Genomic DNA, 16,998 nt, shown 5'->3' with positions numbered 1-16,998 from the left:
GACTAGGGCTTGACGGTAATCAAGACAGGATTGTCTTGGCCAGGCAGGAGCTGACCGATGGCATACACGGTTGTTTCCAGCTTGGCGGCCAGTTCAAGGAAGGCTTGTTCGCTATCGGGACTAACCGCTACCAGCAGGCCTCCGGATGTTTGCGGATCGCAAAGCAAGGCTTTTTGTTGTTCACTGATTACGCTGACCTGATGACCGTAGCTGTCAAAGTTACGCTGGGTACCACCGGGGATGCAGCCCTGTTCTATATAGGTGTTGACACCATCCAGGAAGGGAACGCTGGCAAAACTGATTTCTGCCTGTACACCAGAACCCTGGCAAATCTCGCCAAGGTGGCCCAGCAGGCCAAATCCGGTCACGTCGGTAATGGCGTGAACTCCTGGTAATTCGGCAAAAGTGGCTCCCGGCTTGTTCAGGATACACATGGTACGGGTTGCCAGGCCTTGGTGATGTTCTTGCAAAAGACCCTTTTTTTCGGCGGTGGTCAGGATGCCGATGCCCAGGGGTTTGGTTAGATACAGGCGATCCTGGCTTTGGGCGCTGGCGTTGCGCTTGACCTGGTGGGTGGGCACAATGCCGGTAACGGCCAGGCCAAAAATTGGCTCGGGCGTATCAATCGAATGGCCACCCGCCAGTGTAATGCCTGCTTCTTTACACGCAGCGCGGCCGCCATCAATAACCTGGCGGGCAATTTCGGTAGGGAGTACTGAAATGGGCCAGCCCAGAATCGCAATCGCCATGATGGGTTTGCCTCCCATGGCATAAATATCACTGATGGCATTGGTCGCAGCTATACGGCCAAAGTCAAAAGGATCGTCCACAATGGGCATGAAAAAATCGGTGGTGCTCACAATGGCTGTGCCATTGCCAATATCGTACACGGCAGCATCATCTTTTGTTTCATTGCCGACCAGCAGGCGGGGATCCTGGAATTGCGGGAATCCGGAATGGAGTATCTCATCGAGCAGCTTGGGTGAGATTTTGCAGCCACAGCCTGCCCCATGACTGTACTGGGTCAGGCGAATGGGATTTAACGCGCTGTTGTCCTTCATTGTTTTGACTTTCCTTGTTAAGGTAAGCGGTTATTTTACTCTTTCCTGTGGCAGCTTAATCTCGTGTTCCTGCTGTTAGCCTGAGTTTCGCAGTCCGGTGGCAATCCCGTTGATCGTCAAATGGATAGTGCGCTGGCTGCGGGCACTTTCGAATTTGCTGACTTTTACCTTGCGTTTTTCATACTGGCGTTGCCGGCGAATAACTTCAACCTGCAAGTAATTCAACGGGTCGATATAGGCAAAGCGTTCTTGCAAGGCAGAAACCAGCTCGGGGTTGTCAGCCAGCAGCTTGCGGCCGGTAATTTTCTTTAGCATGGCCAGGGTTTTGGCGTGTTCGGTTTCAATCATGCCAAAGATTTTTTCCCGGGTTGACTTTTGGGTAACCAAAGAGCTGTATTGCCGGCCAATCGTCAGGTCTGATTTGGCCAACACCATTTCCATATTCGACAGCAAGGTGCGGAAGAAAGGCCAGTGCTGATCCATGTCCTGCAATTGTTTTAGGCGGGCCTTGGCGGTTTTGGGGGATTCGGGGGTACCTTCATTCAGGTAGGTTTCTATGGCGGTGCCCACGCCATACCAGCCGGTAATCATGAGGCGGCATTGTGCCCATGAGAAACCCCAGGGAATGGCGCGCAGGTCTTCAATACGCTGGCCGCTTTTGCGTGAGGCCGGGCGCGAGCCGATATTCAGGCCGGCAATTTCATGGATCGGGGTAGCCGCAAAGAAATATTCATTGAAGCCTTTTGTGCCATAGACCAGCTGGCGGTAAGTTTCCTCGGCAATGGTTGACATGAAGTCCATTGCTGGGCCAAATTTATCCATATGCTTGTCTTGCTCATGGCTGCTGGCCAAGAGGCTGGCTTCAAGGGTGGCAGAAACCAGCAGTTCAAGATGCCAGCCGCCAATATCGGCATTCTTGTATTTGCTTTGAATGACTTCACCCTGTTCGGTCAGGCGGATTTGTGCTGCAACTGTGCCCGGTGGTTGCGCCAGGATGGCATCAAAGCTGGATCCACCACCACGCCCCACTGAACCGCCACGCCCGTGGAACAGGCGCAGGCGAACACCATGTTTTTCAAAAACCCTGACTAGCTCCAGCTCGGTTTTGTAGAGTGCCCAGTTGGAAGTCAGGTAACCACCGTCCTTGTTGCTGTCGGAATAACCCAGCATAACTTCTTGAATGCCATTCTGGGCGTGCTGGATGCGGTTCTTGACGATTGGTAGGCTCAGCCAGCGATCCATGATGTCGGCGCCGGCCTGAAGGTCGGGAATGGTTTCAAACAGGGGTACTACGATCAGCCCGTCATCGGCGGACAGGGGCAGCAATTTGCCGTTTTCATCCCGCTCTTGGGTGATGAGGCCTGTTTCCTGTTGCAATACCAGCACTTCAAGCATGTCGCTAAGCGTTTCGGTGTGGGAAACAATGCTTTGCTGTATGGTTTGTTTGCCATAGCGGTTGCAGACAAAAGCGGCCGCCCGCAGGATATCTAGTTCTTTGGTGGTTTCTTCGCTGTAGCCTTGCCACGGCGAGACCAGTGGGCGGCTTTGGTTAAGTTCCTCTAGCAGCAACGCTACTTTTTCTTCCTCGCTTAAGCTGGCATAGTCAACCGGTTTGCCATTGAAGGTAATGGCGGCGCGACGGTACAGTTCGGTAAGGACTCTTTCGTGCACATCCGAGCTTTGTCGCAAGTCAAGGGTCGCCAGATGAAAACCGAAGACACGCACTGCCTGTAATAGCCGGTCCAGATGCAGCGTAACCACGTCACCTGCCTGGTTGTGTTGCAGGGAATCGATGATGATTTCCAGGTCACTGGCAAAGGCTTCAGGGTTGGCGTAGGGTTCTGCCACATGGGTACTGCGAATGCTGATGCTCTGGTCGGTCAGGAACCGTGCGGTAGCGGCCAGGCGTGCATAAATGTAAATAAGCGCGCGGCGATAGGGTTCATCCTGCCGGTGTTTGGACTGGTCGGGACTGAGGTCTGACATTGCTTGCAAGGCTTCGGTGACATGGGTCAGCGAGGTGCTAAGCGAAAGTTCGGAGCCTAACAAGTGTACTTCTTTTAGGTAATATTCAAAAATGGTGGTGGACTGGCGCAGAACGGCATGTTTAAGCGTTTCGGCATTCACGAATGGGTTGCCATCGCGGTCTCCGCCAATCCAGGAGCCCATTTTCAGAAAAGCAGGCAGAGTTCCGGTTGTTCCTTGCCCTTCTTCTGAGTGTGTTTTTAGGTAGTGCTTAAGGCGGGTGTACAGCTTGGGAATAGCCGGTATGAACGTGTTGGTGAAATAGGCGATGGCATTTTCAATTTCATCATCAACCATCAGTTTGTTAAAACGCAGCATTCGGGTCAGCCACAGGGTTTTGATATGGCCAGCCAGTTCGGTTTCAAGTTCGGTTTTTTCGTATTCGGTAAGCGGATTGTCGTAAAGGGCCAGGCAACGCGCAATCTCGCGGTGAAGGTCTAGTGTGCTTTTGCGCTGGACTTCGGTGGGGTGGGCGGTTAAGACAGGAACAATACAGGCTTGTGCGAAGAATTCCTGGATGGCTTCAATGGATACGCCCTGTTTCTGAAGTTCAAGCAGGGTGTGTTTGAAACTGCCACGTAGCTCATCACTGTTTTCCAGCAGGATGCGGCGGTGGCGCTTGTTCTGGTCACGGTCTTCGGCTAGATTGGCCAGATGCAGGAAGTAACTGAATGCCCTTGACAGGGTATTGGCTTCATCATCAGACAGAGAGGTGATCTTGTCCAGCAATACTTCGCTGTCATTGATATTGCCTTCCCTGCGAAAGCTGACGGCAGAACGCCGGACGGTTTCAATGACATCGAAAATGGGTTTGCCATCGGATTCATGGATACTTTGGCCAAGGATTTTTCCCAGCAAACGGATGTCTTGCTGTTGCTCGCTCTTTGTCTTCTTCACACTTTGTCTCTACGTTTTAATTGGTTACAGGAGCGTCAATTGTAGATGCAAATGTCAGAAAGGGTAATTGAAAATTTTGAAAGGCGGGCTTTACTTTGATTAAGGGTAGTTATGATCAGCCTTGCATAAGGCGTAATGAGTGGCCCCGCAAAGTGATGGGGCTGACAGGCAGGTATCGCCTGTCGGTACCCCTGGCTGCGTTGCCTTATCGTTGCTCGGCCGCAATTGCCTCGGCCCGGATTTCTTCCGTCAGGATGGCCTTCAGTTCCATGAATTCGGGCGTGGTTTTGACGGTGTAGTGGCGGGGGTGGGGCAGGTTAACCGCAATTTCGGTCTTGATGCGACCAGGTCGGGCGCTGAATACGGCAATCCGGTTGGCCATGAAAATGGATTCATCAATATCATGGGTCACGAACAGCACGGTTTTTTGGGCCGACTCCCAAATGCCCAGCAACAGTTCCTGCATCAGCAGGCGGGTTTGGTTGTCGAGTGCGCCGAACGGTTCGTCCAGCAGCAAAATCTTGGGATCATTGGCCAGGGCACGGGCAATCGCTGTACGTTGCTGCATGCCGCCAGAAAGCTGTTTCGGGAAATGTTGTTCAAAGCCTTTCAGGCCGACGCGGTTAATGAAGTAGCCGCTACGCTCTTTCTGCTCGGCGGCGGACATGCCTTTTTCACGCAGGCCAAAACAGATGTTTTGCTCTACAGTGAGCCACGGAAACAGGGTATAGCTTTGAAACACCATCCCACGGTCGGCACCGGGGCCGGTAATGTGCTTGCCATCCAGCAGCACCTGGCCCGTAGTGGGTTGGTCCAGGCCGGCAATAATGCGTAGCATGGTGGATTTGCCACAGCCTGAAGGGCCCAGGATTGTGACAAAATCATTTTCATTAACACTGAAATTGATCGGGGTCAGGGCTTGGGTTTGCGTGCCTTTTTTACCCGGAAAGACGCGGCTGACGTTTTGAATTTCCAGCTGGCTCATTACAGATTGCTCCAGGCAAATAAGCGGCGGTTGATGGCCTTGAAGGCAAAATCGGAAATCAGGCCGATAATGCCAATGGTGATAATGCCAAAAATAATCTGGCCAGTATTCATCAGGGATTGACTATTGGTAATCATGTGACCGATACCGGACGAGGCACCGATCAATTCGGCCACAATCACATAGGTCCAGGCCCAGCCCAGCACCAAGCGCAGGATTTCTGCAATTTCCGGTGCTGCACCGGGCAGTATCACACGACGGATAATTCCCTTGTTATTGGCGCCCAGCGTATAGGCCGCTTCCACCAGATCCTTACGGGCATTACTGACCGTGACTGAAACCATCAGAATAATCTGGAAGACCGAGCCAATAAAGATCACCAGTATTTTTTGTGCTTCATCAACACCTGCCCATAAAATCAGCAAGGGAATAAATGCCGAGGCTGGCAGATAGCGACAGAAGGACACGAAGGGCTCCAGGAACGCTTCAATAAACTTGAAGGCCCCCATGGCAATGCCCAGTGGCACGGCAACCAGACACGCCAGCAGGAAACCAACCAGCACACGCATGACCGTCATACCAATATCATGAATAAAATTGTATTCCGTGAAAAGCAGGTATCCCTCTTCAAGCATGGTAAGCGGGCTGGCCAGGAAAGTGGGGGAAACAAATCCCCCCAGGGTAAAAGCGGCCCAGACGGCAACGAATACAATGAAAAAGAGCAGACCCAGCACCCACTTGAAACGTGGGTGAACGGGATGCAACGGCCTGAATTCAAAAATTTTGTGTTGTGTTGGTTTCATTACTGCGTTATTTAAGACTTAAGACGTCATGAGTTAATTAACATAAGTCGCATCAAACAGGGCGTTCAGGTCTGCTGGTGCCTTGCGGATCACTTTGGTGTCAATCAGGATGTCGGTGGCTTCTTTCATGAAGGGAATAATGTCATTTTTGAAGTATTCGCGGCTGTCTTCCTTGGTTTTCCAGGTCAGGAATGAAGCGGATTTTTCGAATTGCTCAGCAGACTGTTTAACCTCGGCACCCATGATGGTATAGGCTTCCTTAGGATCATTTTTAATCATGTCCAGGGCATCAGAGTAGCCGGCAACAAGTGCGTAGCCGGCTTTGGGGTTGTCTTTGAGCCAGGTGGGGTTGCAGCCGACAAAGTCGATGATCGCAGGGTACTCAACGGTTGTTGCCAGGATTTTGCCGCCTTTTTCGTTTTCACGAACGGTGGACAGGTAGGGCTCGTAGCTCATGGCTACATCAACCTGACCTGCATTGAATGCCTGGGCAGCCGCCTGTGGGGACAGGGTGTTGGTTTTGATTTCGGACATTTTGATGCCGTTTTTGTGCATCATGTAAGACAGCAGAAAGTAAGGAGAGGCACCCGCAGTTTCCACGGCAATGGTTTTCCCTTTCAGTTCCTTGATGTCATTAACATCATTGCGTACCGCGATGCCATCGGCGCCATGGGAGGCATCCAGCATGAATATTTGGGTGACCGGTACATTGTTGGCATTCCAGGCGATGAAGCTGTCGATGGTGGTGGCCACGCATTGCAAAGAACCAGAGGCGTAGGCCAGCAGACGGTCTTTAACGGGCAGGAATTTGATGTCGACATCCAAACCGTGTTTCTTGAAAAAGCCGGCTTTTTGTGCCAGGGTCAGGGGGGCAAATCCGGTCCAGCCAGACATGCCAATGACCACTTTGGTGGTTTCCTGAGCCGAGGCGGTCGCGGACACGGCAGAAAAACACAGGCTCAGGCCGACAAACAATGCTTTTTTCATTAAAGACATGATCTTTCCTTCAAGGTAACAGTAGGTGTGTTTTGGGGCGGTTATTTAAATACTAGGCAAGCCAAGATTTTATGACAGATTTGCGTAAATACGATTTATTCCCATGGGATTCGGTTAATTAGTTTTGGAAAATGAGTATTTTTTGTTGTTGGAAAATAATCTGGACACAAGGCAGTCACCTTCGTATAATTTGCGCTTCAAACAGGGGTACTAAGCATTAGCTTGGTTGAGAGAGTCCCTTTGTACCAGTACGGATAATGCCGAGGCTGGGAGTTCAACATTCGAATCCATCGAAAGTCATTCCCTATTCGGCTCCATTTTTTCATTTGGAGCATTCATGAGCGCTAAACCCATCTTTACAGCGGCAACGGCACACGTTGACGACGCTGCCATCCAGTCATTGCCACGTTCACGCAAAATTTATGAGCAGGGTTCCCGCCCCGACATCCGCGTGCCTTTCCGGGAAATATCGCAAGACGACACCCCTACCATGTTTGGGGGTGAAAAGAATCCGCCGTTAACCGTTTACGATACCAGCGGGCCTTATACCGATCCGGCGGCACGGATTGATATCCGCAAGGGCTTGCCCGCATTGCGCAAAAGCTGGATTGAAGAACGTAACGATACCGAGGTGTTAAGCGGCCCCAGCAGTGAATATGGCCAACAGCGTCTGCAAGATCCGCAGTTGGCTGCCATGCGGTTTGAGTTGCAGCGTCCGCCACGCCGGGCCAAGGCGGGCCATAATGTGTCGCAAATGCACTATGCCCGCAAGGGTATCGTGACCCCTGAAATGGAATTTGTTGCCATTCGCGAGAACATGCGGGTAGAGCAATATCTGGAAAGCCTGCGCCAAAGTGGCCCCGAAGGGCAAAAACTGGCCGCGCGCATCAGCCGACAGCATCCTGGCCAGTCGTTTGGTGCTTCCATTCCCCAACGTATCACCACCGAATTCGTGCGCGATGAAATAGCCCGTGGCCGCGCGATTATTCCGGCCAATATTAACCACCCTGAAATTGAGCCCATGGCGATTGGTCGCAATTTCCTGGTCAAGATCAATGCCAATATTGGTAATTCGGCCTTGGGGTCGGGTATTCACGAAGAAGTGGAAAAAATGACCTGGGCCATCCGTTGGGGGGGCGATACCGTGATGGATCTTTCCACCGGCAAAAATATTCATGAAACCCGCGAATGGATTATTCGTAATTCGCCGGTGCCGATTGGTACCGTGCCGATTTACCAGGCACTGGAAAAAGTCGATGGCAAGGCTGAAGAGCTTACTTGGGAAATATTCCGCGACACCCTGATTGAACAGGCCGAGCAGGGCGTGGATTACTTCACCATTCACGCTGGCGTTCGCTTGCCCTTCATTCCCATGACGGCCAATCGCATGACGGGTATTGTGTCCCGGGGTGGTTCCATCATGGCTAAATGGTGCCTGGCGCATCACAAGGAAAGCTTCCTGTACGAGCATTTTGAAGACATTTGCGACATCATGAAAGCTTACGATGTCAGCTTCTCGCTAGGGGATGGCCTGCGTCCGGGCTCGGGCTACGATGCCAACGACGAAGCCCAGTTTGCCGAGCTGAAAACCCTGGGCGAGCTGACCCAGGTGGCCTGGAAGCACGATGTGCAGGTCATGATTGAAGGCCCGGGCCATGTGCCGATGCACCTGATTCGCGAAAACATGGACATGCAGCTGGAACATTGCCATGAAGCACCGTTTTATACGCTGGGCCCGCTCACTACCGATATTGCGCCCGGCTACGATCACATCACTTCAGGCATTGGGGCCGCACTGATAGGCTGGTATGGCACCGCCATGCTGTGCTACGTGACTCCTAAAGAGCATTTGGGATTGCCTAACAAAAAAGATGTGAAAGACGGCATCATTACTTACAAGATTGCCGCCCATGCCGCGGACTTGGCCAAGGGGCATCCGGGCTCTGCCATTCGGGACAATGCCTTGTCCAAGGCACGTTTCGAATTCCGTTGGGACGACCAGTTCAACCTGGGGCTCGATCCGGATACGGCCAAGGATTTTCATGATGAAACCCTGCCGAAAGACTCGATGAAAGTGGCGCATTTCTGTTCCATGTGCGGTCCGCATTTCTGCAGTATGAAAATTACCCAGGATGTGCGCGAGTATGCTGAGCAGCAGGGTGTCAGCGAAAAAGAGGCCCTGCAAAAAGGCATGCAGGAGAAATCCATCGAGTTCGTGAAGAAGGGCGCCGAGATTTATCACCAGGCATAATAGGTAGAAGATTCTTTGTTCCAGCGCTCTGCATGGGAGCGTCTACCTACTACCTAATCCTCACGCTCCCGCGTGGGAACCACAGCCAGCCCCCGGCACAAGAACGCCTATTCACCAAACCATTTCAGGTTTGAATGAAGTCCGGCGGTTTCACCCACTACGATCAGGGCTGGGGCCTGCGCCAGTTTGGCCAGTTCGGGCAATTGTGCCAGGGTGCCGGTATGAACCTGCTGGTTCTTGCGGGTACCGTGGCTGATAATGGCCACGGGTGTTGTCGAAGCACGGCCATGGTCTATCAGGTTTTGTGAAATCTCTTCGGCCTTGATGGTACCCATGTAAATCACCAGCGTTTGTTTGCCACGGGCAAGGGTTTTCCATTCAAGCTCGCTGCCATCGGGGCGGCAATGGCCGGTAATGAACATGGCGGTTTGGGCATGATCACGGTGTGTGAGTGGAATACCGGCATAGGCGGTTGCACCCAGGGCAGCCGTAATGCCCGGAATGACCTTGAAAGGGATCTGTGCCTGTTTCAGCACTTCCAGTTCTTCAGCGCCTCGGCCAAAGACAAACGGGTCGCCTCCTTTCAGGCGGACTACCCGTAATCCCTGTTGGGCATATTTTACCAAGCGCTGGTTGGTTTCCTCCTGCGCGACCGAATGCGCGCCAGCCCGTTTGCCCACTGACTCCCGAATCGCGTCACGACGCACCAGTTCCAGTATTTCGTCGCTGATCAGGGCGTCATGCAACACGATATCGGCCTGCTGAATGGCTTGCAAGGCCTTTAAGGTGAGCAGTTCCGGGTCTCCGGGGCCGGCACCCACCAGGGTAACCTCGCCAGGCTGGCTGGTATGACCATTCAGCTGTTGTTCCAGTTCTTCTTCAGCCAGTCGGGTTTGTCCGTTTTCCACCAGGGTGTTAAAACGGCTGGCAAACAGGCTCTCCCAGAAGCGGCGGCGCTCTGTGATGTTGCCCAAGCGGGTTTTGACCTGATCGCGCCATTTACCGGCCAGGCTGGCGACCTCACCTAAATGATGGGGAATCAGGGCTTCCAGCTTTTCCCGCAGCAGACGGATCAGGACGGGAGAGGTGCCCTGGCTTGAAATGGCAATTTGAATGGGCGCACGGTCAATGACGGAAGGCAGGATGAATGAGCACAGTTCCTGGGTGTCCACAATATTCACCAGTTTCTGGCGCTGGTTTGCTTCGCTGGCGATCTGGCGGTTCAGCTCTGCATTGTCGGTGGCACCAATAACCAGAAAGACGTCATTTAATTGCCCGGGCTGAAAAGTGTCCGCAATATGGCTGATACGGCCTTCTTTTACCCATTGGGTCACTTCCTCACAAAGCACCTGGGCCGCCACGCGCACCTGGGCACCGGCCTTGAGCAGGGAAGCAATTTTACGTGCGGCAACGTGGCCACCACCGACAACCAGGGCGGGGCGATTGTTAAGATCGGCGAAGATGGGGTAATAAGAAGACATCAGAAACCAGGAGCGATAAGAAACAATGATGGGATCTGATGAATGCTATATGAAATACTTAATAAACAAAAATAACTATTTTATTGATGTTTATAACTTATGGTTATATGGTCTGTTTGTTACCACGCGGGAGCGTGGGAGCCAGACAACAAGAGCTGTTTCTATTGGTTCCCACGCTCCCGCGCGGTAACCAGAAGAGTATTGGTGCAGGACTTCAGGCTTTGGCAAACTTGCGCAGCACCACCATATTGTTTCGGTGCATCAGTTCGCCGGCCGTCATTGAGCCAAGAATGGTTTCAATGTTATGGGTGGGCTGGCGCATGATGCGGCGGGTATCTGAAGACGAATAGTTAATCAGGCCACGGGCATATTCAACATGGTTTTCATCTACGCAGGCCACGACATCGCCCCGTTCGAAATCACCGTTTACACCAATAACCCCAACGGGCAACAGGCTTTTTCCTTGTTGGGTAAGGGCTTGCAGGGCGCCCTCATCAAGGGTTATCTGGCCGCGCAGGCGCAAGTGATCGGCCAGCCATTGTTTGCGGGCCGAGCGTACTGCCACCGAGGCACGCAATTCGCTGCCGATTGATTCGCCCTGGCTTAGGCGCTCAAGGACATTCGGTTCACGGCCAGAGGCAATAATCGTATGGGCACCGCTGTTGGCGGCACGTTTCGCGGCCAGCACCTTGGTGGCCATGCCGCCAGTGCCGATATTCGAACCGGCGCCGCCGGCCATTTCTTCAAGCGCCGGGTCGCCTGCCTTGGCAACGGAAATTAATTTTGCCTGCGGGTTTTTGCGTGGATCACTGTCATACAGGCCACTTTGGTCGGTCAGGATAATCAGGGCATCAGCCTCGATTAAATTGGTAACCAGCGCCCCTAGCGTATCGTTATCTCCCAGCCGGATTTCATCGGTGACAACAGTATCGTTTTCGTTCACGATTGGGATCACACCCAGGTCCAGCAAGGTAAACAGGGTGGAACGCGCATTCAGATAACGGTGACGGTCAGCCAGGTCTTCGTGGGTGAGCAGAATTTGCGCCGCACAGATATTGTGTTCATGGAACGCGGTTTCATAGGCTTGGATCAGTCCCATTTGCCCGATTGCGGCGGCTGCCTGCAGTTCGTTCATGGCCTTGGGGCGGGTTTGCCAGTTCAGGCGTGCCATCCCCTCGGCCACCGAACCGCTGGATACCAGAACCACTTGCTTGTTCTGTTTCCTGAGCGCGGCGATTTGTGCCGCCCACTGCCGGATGGCGGTGTTATCCAGGCCCTTGCCATTGTTGGTAACCAGGGAAGAGCCCACTTTAACGACAATACGTTGGGCTGAATGAACGGCAGATTTCGACGCGATGCTCATGGTGTGAATCGGGGCAGATACTAAAAAATAAATGATTAATTAAAGATTGTAACGGGAATCATCAAAGCGCGGATCTTCAGGCGTATAGTTTTCCTGTTGCTTGTCCTGCTCAATATGTTCTTCGGCCTTGACTTTGTCGAGGTAGTCTTGCAAGGCCCAAATAAGTTCTTGCGTACCTCCGCCGTTAAGGGCTGAAATGGCAAAGACCGGTCCATCCCATTCGAATTCCTGGCAGAAGCGTTGCTTGATTTCTTCCGGGTTGTCCAGCATGTCCAGTTTGTTCAGAACCAGCCAGCGGGGCTTGTTGTAGAGTTCTGCATCGTACAGACGCAGTTCTTCCACAATGGCCCTGGCATCAGCGACGGCTTTTTCTACCGGATCAACATCCGGGTCAATAGAGGAGACATCAACCAGATGCAGCAGTACCCGGGTGCGGGTAAGGTGGCGCAGGAACAGATGACCCAAGCCGGCTCCTTCCGAAGCGCCTTCAATTAATCCTGGAATGTCGGCCACGACAAAACTGCGGGCGGCCGAGGTTCGCACCACACCCAGATTGGGGTGCAGGGTGGTAAATGGATAATCGGCAATTTTAGGCTTGGCGTTGGATATTTTGGTGATAAGGGTGGATTTGCCGGCATTAGGCATGCCCAGCAAGCCCACATCGGCCAGTACCTTTAGCTCTAGGCGCAGCTTGCGTTGCTCGCCTTCTGCTCCATAAGTAAACTGGCGAGGGGCGCGATTGACACTGGATTTGAAATGCAGGTTGCCCATGCCACCCATGCCACCCGCTGCCAGTGTGACTTGCTCACCGTGACGGTCCAGGTCGAACAACTGTTCACCGGTTTCATGGTCATAGATAACCGTGCCGACGGGAACTCGCAAGGTAATATCGGGGGCCGCCGCACCATATTGGTCGGAGCCGCGACCATTCTCACCGTTTTTGGCACGGTGCAGGCGGGCATAGCGAAAATCGATAAGGGTATTGATGTTGCGGTCGGCAATGGCATAAATGCTGCCACCACGACCACCGTCTCCGCCATCGGGACCACCCTTGGGGATAAATTTTTCACGCCGGAAGCTGGCTGCGCCATTGCCGCCTTTTCCCGCGACTACTTCGATGGTGGCTTCGTCTACGAATTTCATGGTTCGCTTTTTTACTTGTAAATAGTTATTCTAATTCCAAATTGCAAGAACTGCATTTCGGAAGGGGGATAAAAATAAAAATGCCGCTCACTTGATACAGTGAACGGCATTGGCTGTTTTTGAAATTGCGCTTATTCTGCCGCAATAATAGAAACAGTTTGCTTGTTGAGAGCGCCTTTTACAGAGAACTGTACGCTGCCATCAACCAATGCAAATAAAGTGTGGTCTTTGCCGATACCTACGTTTGTTCCGGGGTGGAAACGAGTGCCACGCTGACGAACAATGATGGATCCTGCTGGAATTTCCTGACCACCGTACGCTTTAACACCCAGACGTTTGGATTCTGAGTCGCGGCCGTTGCGGGTTGAGCCGCCGCCTTTCTTTTGTGCCATGATTAGCTCCTGCTGTATTAAGGTAAGTCGAAATTAAGCTGTGATAGCTTCGATTACGATTTGTGTGTAATTTTGGCGATGGCCTTGGTGACGCTGATAGTGCTTGCGACGGCGCATTTTGAAAATTTTCACTTTATCGTGACGACCCTGTGCAAGAACCTTTGCTTTCACCACAGCACCAGCGACAAAAGGAGCACCAATCTTGATTGATTCACCTTCGCCAACTGATAAAACCTGGTCTAGCGAGATTTCTTGCCCAATGTCAGCTGGTATCTGTTCTATCTTAAGTTTTTGACCTTCGGCAACGCGATACTGCTTGCCGCCGGTTTTTATGACCGCGTACATATGGTTTAACCTCAAAAATAATTAAATTTCATAGCAAATATTTTATGCTAAGCCCTGCATTTTAGCCTACATTGTTTTGAAAAGTCAAATAAATCAATTGCTTGATGAATTTAAAGCTGCTTAAGGGGTATGGTTGTGGTTTTCAGGCACGCGCCCAAGTGTTGCCGGTCACAAAACCGCGGTGGATTTCCCGGTAAAGTCCGGGGTGACCAGGGTGTTCCTGGAGTGCGGCGAGCAGTAGTGGTTCTTCAGGGTTGCCGCTGCCCTGGAAATGCGCTTCAAGCAGGTGTAGTAATTGTGAGGCATCAAGGGTTTGCGCAGCAGGTGCCCATGCTTCGGACAGCCAGTACAGCCTAGGCAGGATAAGCCAGCGAATGGAATCGGGTTGGCGGGCAAGGCGGGACAGGAAATGGGGGAGACGCAGCCACCAGCCTTTGTTGTGGGCCGGATTGAGCAAATCCAGCGTGGGCTTTTCAGGGTAAAGATAGCTGTTCCAGTCCTGGTTTTGCAAGGGGTAGAACAGCCATCCTTTCAGGTAAAGACCGGTTTCATCGACGTGCCTGCCCAGTTTGTCGGTAATCTGCTCATGCGTGGAAAGCAGCAACTGGTGATTGAACAGCCGCTGTGTTTTTCTGTATAGCGTATCGTGTAACTGGGTCCCCACAAAACGCGGCAATTCATTGTTGGCTTGCAGGCTGTCAGGCATATTGGGTGCTTCAGCCTGAGGCAGGTAAAGGTAAAGCTTGACAGCCAGTTCCCAATGGTGAATCTTGCCGGTTTGCTTGTCTTGCCAGATGTAATCAACTTCACCAAGTGTTTTGCGGCCTTTTTCATGGGCAAGCGGTGCGACATGAATGGGATGGTGGTGCAGCAAGAGTTGGATACTTGGGCAGTGGTCCAGGCTTAGTTTCAGGAGGTGTTCGGCATAAAGGCCAAGACGCCTGTAATTGGCCTCTGTATGGGTGGCTAATGCCTGTGGGTACTGCTCTTCCTGCTTCATCCATTGCATGATTTGTTGCAGGCAATGGTCGGGAAAGCGGGCGGGCGGGTATGGCGCAGAAAAGCCGGGTGCCAGCAAAGCTTGGGTGTGCAATAACCAGTAAAGGTCGCGCCAGGACTGGCAAGGCAAGGTTTTTTGCCCGGCAGAAAAAAACCGGTTAACGACGGGCGTAACCGGTTTTTGGGAACTGCTCATGAATGCTTATGAGCGATAATCAGCATTGATGCTGACATAATCATGAGAGAAATCGCAGGTATAAACTGTTTCGGCAGCTTCACCGCGGCCCAGTGAAATACGGACCAGAATTTCGGCTTCGGTCATTACGCGTTTACCATCTTCTTCCTGGTATGCCGGAGAGCGGCCGCCATTTTCGGCCACCAGGACATCGCCCAGCCATAAGCGGGTTTTGCTGACATCAAGGTCATCGATGCCGGCGTAACCTACAGCGGCCAGAATGCGGCCCAGGTTCGGATCGGAGGCGTAAAAAGCGGTTTTAACCAGTGGCGAGTGGGCAATCGCATAAGCGACTTTAAGTGCTTCTTCGTTGTCACCGGCGTTTTCAATGCGAATGGTAATGAATTTGGTGGCGCCTTCGGCATCACGCACGATTTTTTGCGCCAGTTCGCATGCCATGTCGGACAGGGTGCTGGCAATGATGTCGTAATGCGTAGAGCTGGTGTTGTTAACCTGTATGCCGCTTTGGCCGGTGGCAACCACAATGAAAGAATCATTGGTGGAGGTGTCGCCGTCAACGGTAATGCGGTTGAAAGAGCGGTTGGCAATTTCAAGGGTCAGCGACTTCAGCAGTTCGGGCTCGATGTCGGCATCGGTGGCCAGAAAACCAAGCATGGTAGCCATATTGGGGCGAATCATGCCGGCGCCTTTGCTGATGCCGGTAAAGGTAACTGTTCTGCCATCAATCTGGATTTGACGGGAGCAGATTTTGGGCAGGGTGTCGGTGGTCATGATGCCATAAGCGGCTTTCATCCATTCGTTTTTACCCAGGGCATTGATGGCTTGCGGCAAGGCGGCAATGATTTTGTCGCTAGGCAGGGGCTCAAGGATCACGCCGGTTGAAAAAGGCAGGATTTGCTCTTCGAGAACCCCCAGTTCTTTGGCCAGGGCTTTGCAAGTGGCATAGGCACGTTCAAGGCCATCGGCACCGGTGCCTGCGTTGGCATTGCCGGTATTGATAAGCAAGGCGCGGATGTCATGACCGGCGTGCAAACGTGATTCGCAGATTTGAACAGGCGCGGCACGGAAACGGTTTTTGGTAAAAACACCCGCTACGGCAGTACCTGGGCTGAATTTGAAAACAGTAAGATCTTTACGGTTTTCTTTTTTGATACCAGCTTCGGTCACACCGATTTCTACGCCTGCGACAGGAAAAATATCTGTTTCTTTGGGAATATGAAGATTGACAGCCATTCTGCTTTTCTGTCCTTGGGGTTATGGAATACCCTTAATAATAACCCTTAAATGACGGGTATGCTGTAAAAAAACGGCATGCACGAAAAAATCTTGGTGAGTGACATTAAAGTTTTGATCCGTGACAAATAGTTCTGCTCTAGCCTTTTTGTGACAATAAGTTCTGCTCTAAAAGACTGTTTTTGTTAAAAGTTAGTGACATTAAAGATCTGTTCTCTTATAGGGGAAGCTAGATCTTGGTGAAACTCGAATAATACTCATATGAGGCTGGGTTTGGTTGTCAAAACAATGAGGAATCTGGATTTAATTGCGGCTTATCAAATAATGAGTAAAAAGAGACTTCAGTGACAATAAGTTTTGTTCCAGAAATGTGAGTTTCATTAAAGTTCTGGTCTAGGAGGTTATTAGTATTAGTATTAGTAATGTTCTATCCAATACTGTCATTGATAGCTTAAAGCTTGTTTTTTTTTACAGCTGCACTCGCCTATAAAGCGTCGAAGCCCAGTTTCCATTGACATCCGAACCTAGGAATACGTAATTTTTGTGTCCAGCTGATAAATAGCAAGTAGTGCCCGTTCTGCAGCATTATTATCGATTTCTCCACCATACATACAGGAGAAATTTAGCATCTATAAAAAAATCAATTGTTTAGGTTGAGATGGTCATAAAAAATCAGGGAAAAGGTCAGAAGGTCTTTCCTAACTTTTATAACCTTTCTCCCCAAATCTTATGACCTTTGGCTATGAAGAGCCATAAATTCACCCAAATTGACGAGGGGTCGACTTACTTCCAGGTAAAAAGGTACGGGAGATGACAAAAGTCATAGGC

At 51.6% G+C, this 16,998-nt stretch carries 13 protein-coding genes; 1 reads left to right on the top strand and 12 read right to left on the bottom strand.

The features are described 5' to 3' along the window. Positions 1-2 precede the first annotated feature (2 nt). The 5 genes from selD to ACM5Q9_RS07850 all read right to left on the bottom strand — a co-directional run bounded on the left by selD (position 3) and on the right by ACM5Q9_RS07850 (position 6,767). Positions 3-1,061, bottom strand: a complete 1,059-nt coding sequence (gene selD, locus ACM5Q9_RS07870; protein WP_418144184.1) for a selenide, water dikinase SelD — start codon at positions 1,059-1,061, stop codon at positions 3-5. A gap of 75 nt (positions 1,062-1,136) precedes the next feature. Further along, entirely contained in the window at positions 1,137-3,983 is a 2,847-nt protein-coding gene (gene ppc / locus ACM5Q9_RS07865) for a phosphoenolpyruvate carboxylase (RefSeq protein WP_418144183.1), read from the bottom strand. 205 nt (positions 3,984-4,188) lie between these two features. Continuing rightward, the gene (locus ACM5Q9_RS07860) at positions 4,189-4,968 is read right to left on the bottom strand and encodes an ABC transporter ATP-binding protein (protein ID WP_418144182.1); all 780 of its coding nucleotides are present in this window, start codon (positions 4,966-4,968) and stop codon (positions 4,189-4,191) included. Continuing rightward, the gene (locus ACM5Q9_RS07855) at positions 4,968-5,771 is read right to left on the bottom strand and encodes an ABC transporter permease (RefSeq protein ID WP_418144181.1); all 804 of its coding nucleotides are present in this window, start codon (positions 5,769-5,771) and stop codon (positions 4,968-4,970) included. The genes ACM5Q9_RS07860 and ACM5Q9_RS07855 overlap by 1 nt, the downstream gene beginning before the upstream one ends. Positions 5,772-5,804: 33 nt before the next feature. After that, on the bottom strand, positions 5,805-6,767 hold the full coding sequence (locus tag ACM5Q9_RS07850; RefSeq protein WP_418144180.1) for an ABC transporter substrate-binding protein: 963 nt from the start codon (positions 6,765-6,767) through the stop codon (positions 5,805-5,807). A gap of 337 nt (positions 6,768-7,104) precedes the next feature. On the opposite strand from ACM5Q9_RS07850, the gene thiC reads away from it, so the two are divergent. Next, positions 7,105-9,018 carry a phosphomethylpyrimidine synthase ThiC gene (gene thiC / locus ACM5Q9_RS07845; protein WP_418144179.1) on the top strand — a complete coding sequence of 638 codons (1,914 nt, stop codon included), beginning with the start codon at positions 7,105-7,107 and terminating at the stop codon, positions 9,016-9,018. 107 nt (positions 9,019-9,125) lie between these two features. Here thiC and cysG read toward each other — a convergent pair whose 3' ends face one another. From cysG to argJ, 7 genes are all read right to left on the bottom strand, one after another. Continuing rightward, positions 9,126-10,499, bottom strand: coding sequence for a siroheme synthase CysG (gene cysG / locus ACM5Q9_RS07840; protein ID WP_418144178.1), 1,374 nt, complete (start codon positions 10,497-10,499; stop codon positions 9,126-9,128). Between the two features lie 214 nt (positions 10,500-10,713). Continuing rightward, positions 10,714-11,862 carry a glutamate 5-kinase gene (gene proB / locus ACM5Q9_RS07835; protein ID WP_418144177.1) on the bottom strand — a complete coding sequence of 383 codons (1,149 nt, stop codon included), beginning with the start codon at positions 11,860-11,862 and terminating at the stop codon, positions 10,714-10,716. Between the two features lie 39 nt (positions 11,863-11,901). Next, positions 11,902-13,005, bottom strand: coding sequence for a GTPase ObgE (gene obgE / locus ACM5Q9_RS07830; RefSeq protein ID WP_418144176.1), 1,104 nt, complete (start codon positions 13,003-13,005; stop codon positions 11,902-11,904). A gap of 131 nt (positions 13,006-13,136) precedes the next feature. Continuing rightward, positions 13,137-13,397 (bottom strand): 50S ribosomal protein L27, encoded by a 261-nt coding sequence (gene rpmA, locus ACM5Q9_RS07825; protein ID WP_418144175.1) that lies wholly within the window; start codon positions 13,395-13,397, stop codon positions 13,137-13,139. 33 nt (positions 13,398-13,430) lie between these two features. After that, positions 13,431-13,742, bottom strand: a complete 312-nt coding sequence (gene rplU / locus ACM5Q9_RS07820) for a 50S ribosomal protein L21 (protein ID WP_418144174.1) — start codon at positions 13,740-13,742, stop codon at positions 13,431-13,433. A gap of 142 nt (positions 13,743-13,884) precedes the next feature. Further along, a complete protein-coding gene (locus ACM5Q9_RS07815) occupies positions 13,885-14,937 on the bottom strand; it encodes a DUF1853 family protein (protein WP_418144173.1) in 1,053 nt (350 codons plus the stop codon). Between the two features lie 6 nt (positions 14,938-14,943). After that, positions 14,944-16,170 carry a bifunctional glutamate N-acetyltransferase/amino-acid acetyltransferase ArgJ gene (gene argJ / locus ACM5Q9_RS07810; RefSeq protein WP_418144172.1) on the bottom strand — a complete coding sequence of 409 codons (1,227 nt, stop codon included), beginning with the start codon at positions 16,168-16,170 and terminating at the stop codon, positions 14,944-14,946. Positions 16,171-16,998 lie beyond the last annotated feature (828 nt).

Source organism: Advenella sp. RU8, assembly GCF_048381675.1.
GTDB lineage: Bacteria > Pseudomonadota > Gammaproteobacteria > Burkholderiales > Burkholderiaceae_B > Advenella.
This window is presented reverse-complemented; position numbering and strand designations above follow the sequence as displayed.